This window comes from Oceanibaculum sp. (genome assembly GCF_022449305.1).
In the GTDB taxonomy this organism is placed as follows: Bacteria; Pseudomonadota; Alphaproteobacteria; order Oceanibaculales; family Oceanibaculaceae; genus Oceanibaculum; species Oceanibaculum indicum.
Window position 1 is genome coordinate 1 of sequence record NZ_JAKUSO010000117.1, and the last position, 3,403, is coordinate 3,403.

The 3,403-nt window shown below is 64.5% G+C and carries 3 protein-coding genes; all 3 read right to left on the minus strand.

Annotated elements, in window-relative coordinates:
• A partial coding sequence (locus MK313_RS17965) for a carbohydrate ABC transporter permease (protein WP_287783571.1) occupies positions 1-428 on the minus strand: 428 nt, incomplete at its 3' end.
• A 14-nt stretch (positions 429-442) separates the two neighbouring features.
• Positions 443-1,642, minus strand: coding sequence for an ABC transporter substrate-binding protein (locus tag MK313_RS17970; RefSeq protein ID WP_287783573.1), 1,200 nt, complete (start codon positions 1,640-1,642; stop codon positions 443-445).
• A gap of 142 nt (positions 1,643-1,784) precedes the next feature.
• Positions 1,785-3,302: a glucosylglycerol-phosphate synthase gene (gene ggpS / locus MK313_RS17975; RefSeq protein ID WP_287783576.1), complete on the minus strand. Its 1,518-nt coding sequence runs from the start codon at positions 3,300-3,302 to the stop codon at positions 1,785-1,787.
• Positions 3,303-3,403: the final 101 nt, after the last annotated feature.

Here is a 3,403-nt window from a genome sequence, read left to right on the forward strand (position 1 = left end):
CCGAACTGGTCATGCATCATCCAGGCCCACATCTTGGCCGATACCACGGTCGGGATCGCCCAGGGGATCAGCACGGCAGCGCGCACCCGCGCCCGCCCGGGGAAACTGGCATTCAGCACCAGCGCGATGATGACGCCGAACACCGTCTCGAAAAACACCGAGACCAGGGCGAACAACAGCGTGTTCTTGACCGCAACCCACCAGAGCGGGTCGGCCAGGATGCCGTAGGTGACGCCCCTGCTCTCCGCCAGGAAATTCTCCAGGCCGATGAAGCCGTAGTCGCCGAAGCGCGACAGCTCCGCATCGGTCAGGCTGAAATAGAAGGTGCGTGCCAGCGGCCAGGCGGCGACCAGCGCCAGCACCGCCAGCATCGGCGCCAGGAACAGCCAGGCAGAACGGATGCGAGCGCGGGTGAGGTCACTGGTCATATCCTGCCCCCTCCTCACCACTGGCCGCCACGGCTGAGCCGGAGCAGGTCGCGTTCCAGCTCGGCCAGGCGGGGTGCGGGCTCGATGCCTTCCGACAGGATTTCATGGATCGCCCGCGAGAAGGCGAAGGACATCCGGTTGTAGCGTGTGCCGGTTGCCCGCGCCGGACGTGGATTAGCGGTCTCGAAGGTCTCGTACAGCGTATCGAAGAAGGGGCTGACGCCCAGCACCTCCTGATCCTCATAGAGCGCCGGGCGCGTCGGGTTGTAGGAGCCACGCACCGCGCGCACCTTCTGCCGCTCGGCGCTGGTCAGGAACAGCACCAGATCGGCCGCCTCCGCCGGATGTTCGGAGAAGCGCGATACCGCAAGATGCCATCCGCCGAGACAGGCACTGCGCTGGCCATCCGGCGACCCGGCGGGCAATGCCACGACACCGACCTTGCCACGCACCGGGCTGTCCTGCCCCTGCGCCAGCGACCAGGCATAGGGCCAGTTGCGCATGAACACCGCACGGCCGCTCTGGAACACGCCGCGTGCAGCCTCCTCGTCATAGTTCAGCACGCCGCGGGGGGAGATGCTGCCGACCCAGGAGGCGGCAAGGTCCAGTGCCGCCGCCGCGCGCGAATTGTTGACGGTGATCGTGCCGTCATCGGCGACAATGGTGCCGCCGCCGAAGGAATCGATCCATTCCAGCCCGTTGCAGGTCAGCCCTTCATAGGCCCGCCCCTGCCAGACATAGCCCCAGAGGTCGCCATTGCCGGCCTCGCGTTCCGCCTGCTGAACCGTTCGAGCAATTGCGGTCAGCTCGGCCCAGGTTTCCGGCGGCGCGAAATCATGCTTTTCCAGCAGGTCACGGCGGTAGAACAGCACACCGGCATCGGTCCACCAGGGCAGCGCCACCAGCTTTCCATCCACCGTGTCATTCTCGATCAGGTTCGGGAAATGCGCCTTCTCCGCTCCGTCGCTGTAAGGCGCAAGGTCGATGAAATAGCCGCCCAATATGCCCGGCCAGACGATGTCGATCTGGAACACGTCGATATCATCCGCACCAGCCGCCAGCATCTGCTGGTAGAGTGCCAGCCGCTCGGTCGAGGAGTTGGGGGTGGAGACGATCTCCACCCGGTTGCCGGTCTGCTCCTCCCAGGCGGAAACGCCTTCGCGGCAGAGTTCCAGCTCCACCCCGACGGCACCGCAGGAGATGGAGATCTGCACGCCCTGCGCGGACGACGTGGCCGGAAGGCCGCAAACGCCCAGCAAGGACACCGCAAGAACGGCAAAAACCCTGCCGTCTATACTGGCGGGTGGACACCCCATGAAACCGTCCCTCTTTCCTCCTCTACAGCAGGCCTCGGCCTCAGGCCGCCGCCTCCGGCTTGGTGCGCAGCCCCTCGCCGATCTCGCCGAAGCGTTCCAGCGTATGGCGCGCCCAGCGCGAGACGTCGTAATGCAGGACGTTCTGGTACATGGCGCGCATGCGCTCCCGCTTCTCTTCCTCCGGCATGTCGAGCGCCTGGTCGAGGGCGGCATCCATCGCTCGCGCCGAATAAGGATTGGCGAGGACCGCCTGCGGCAGTTCGACGGCACAGCCGGTAAATTCCGACAGCACCAGTACGCCGAGATCGCCCTGCTTGGCCGCGACATATTCCTTGGCGACCAAGTTCAGCCCGTCGCGCAGCGGCGCGATCAGGCAGACATCCGCCATCTTGTAATAGGCAATCAGCCGGTCGAACGGGATGGCGTTGGAGAACAGGAAGACCGGCGACCAGCGCAGATTGGTGAAACGGCCATTGATACGGCCGACCAGCGCCTCGATCTCGCGCTGCGTGTCACGGTAGATCTTCATGCCGCTGGCAGCCTGCACTGAGACCAGCAGCAACTTCACCTTGCCATGCAGTTCCGGGCGCCTTTCCAGAAGCCGTTCATAGGCCTGCAGGGTTTCCTTCATTCCCTTGGTGTAATCGGTGCGCCCCACCGCCAGGATCAGCCGCTGGCCTTCCAGCTCCTCCCGGATGGTCTTCTGGATCTGCCGGCTGGGCTCGCCCTTTAGCAGTTCGGTGATGATCTCCGGGTTGGTGCCGACCGGGAAGGCATCGAGATTGACGCTCCGTCCCTTGTGGCTGAGGCGCACCGGCACATATGGCTCCGACAAGGCCATCCCGCTCGGCGACATACCGCTCTCGACGCGCACGGTTTCCGTCACCTCAACATCGCGCAGCGAGCGCGCGACGTCGGCAAAATTCTTGGAATAGCGCGGGATATGGAAGCCGACGAGGTCGCAGTCCAGCAAACTGTCCACGATCTCGGTGCGCCAGGGCAGGACGTTGAACACGTCCGGCCCTGGAAACGGCGTGTGGTGGAAGAAGGCGATCTTCAGCGACGGCTTGATCTGCCGCAGATATTTCGGCACCAGCCACAGATTGTAGTCATGCACCCAGACCAGGGCGTCGTCCTCGGCCTGCGCGGCGGCGGCCTCGGCGAACAGCCAGTTCACCTCGCGGAAGGTATTCCAGTCGGCATTCTCGTAGCGGAACAGCCAGGGGAAGGAGTGCAGGATCGGCCACAGCGCCTCCTTCGAAGTGACGTGGTAGAAGCTCTTCACCTGCTCGGCCGTCAGCGGCAGGCGGGAGACCGCATAGTCGCCATAGCTGTCGGAAATCCGGATGACGCGGTCGAACTTCTCCTGCTGCTTGGGCGACACCTGCTTCCAGGCGACCCAGGCGCCGCGTCCTTCGGCAATGCGGCCGAAGAAACTCTTCAGGGTCGGGACAATCCCGTTCGGGCTCTTGTTCTCCCGATAGACCCGCCGACCGTTCTCCACCACCTCCTCATAGGGCTGGCGGTGATAGACGATGACGAGATCCGATTTGGTCATGAGATGTTCTCCCCCTCCAGTGCCTTCGGATGCATGCGGAAATGCCGCAACGCATCGGCGATGCCCGCCGCCCCTGGCAGCGGGCTGCGATAGACCCAGTC

Coding starts and splice junctions, on each gene's coding strand:
- ggpS (WP_287783576.1), bottom strand. CDS start 3,302: ATGACCAAATCGGATCTCGTCATCGTCTATCACCGCCAGCCCTATGAG.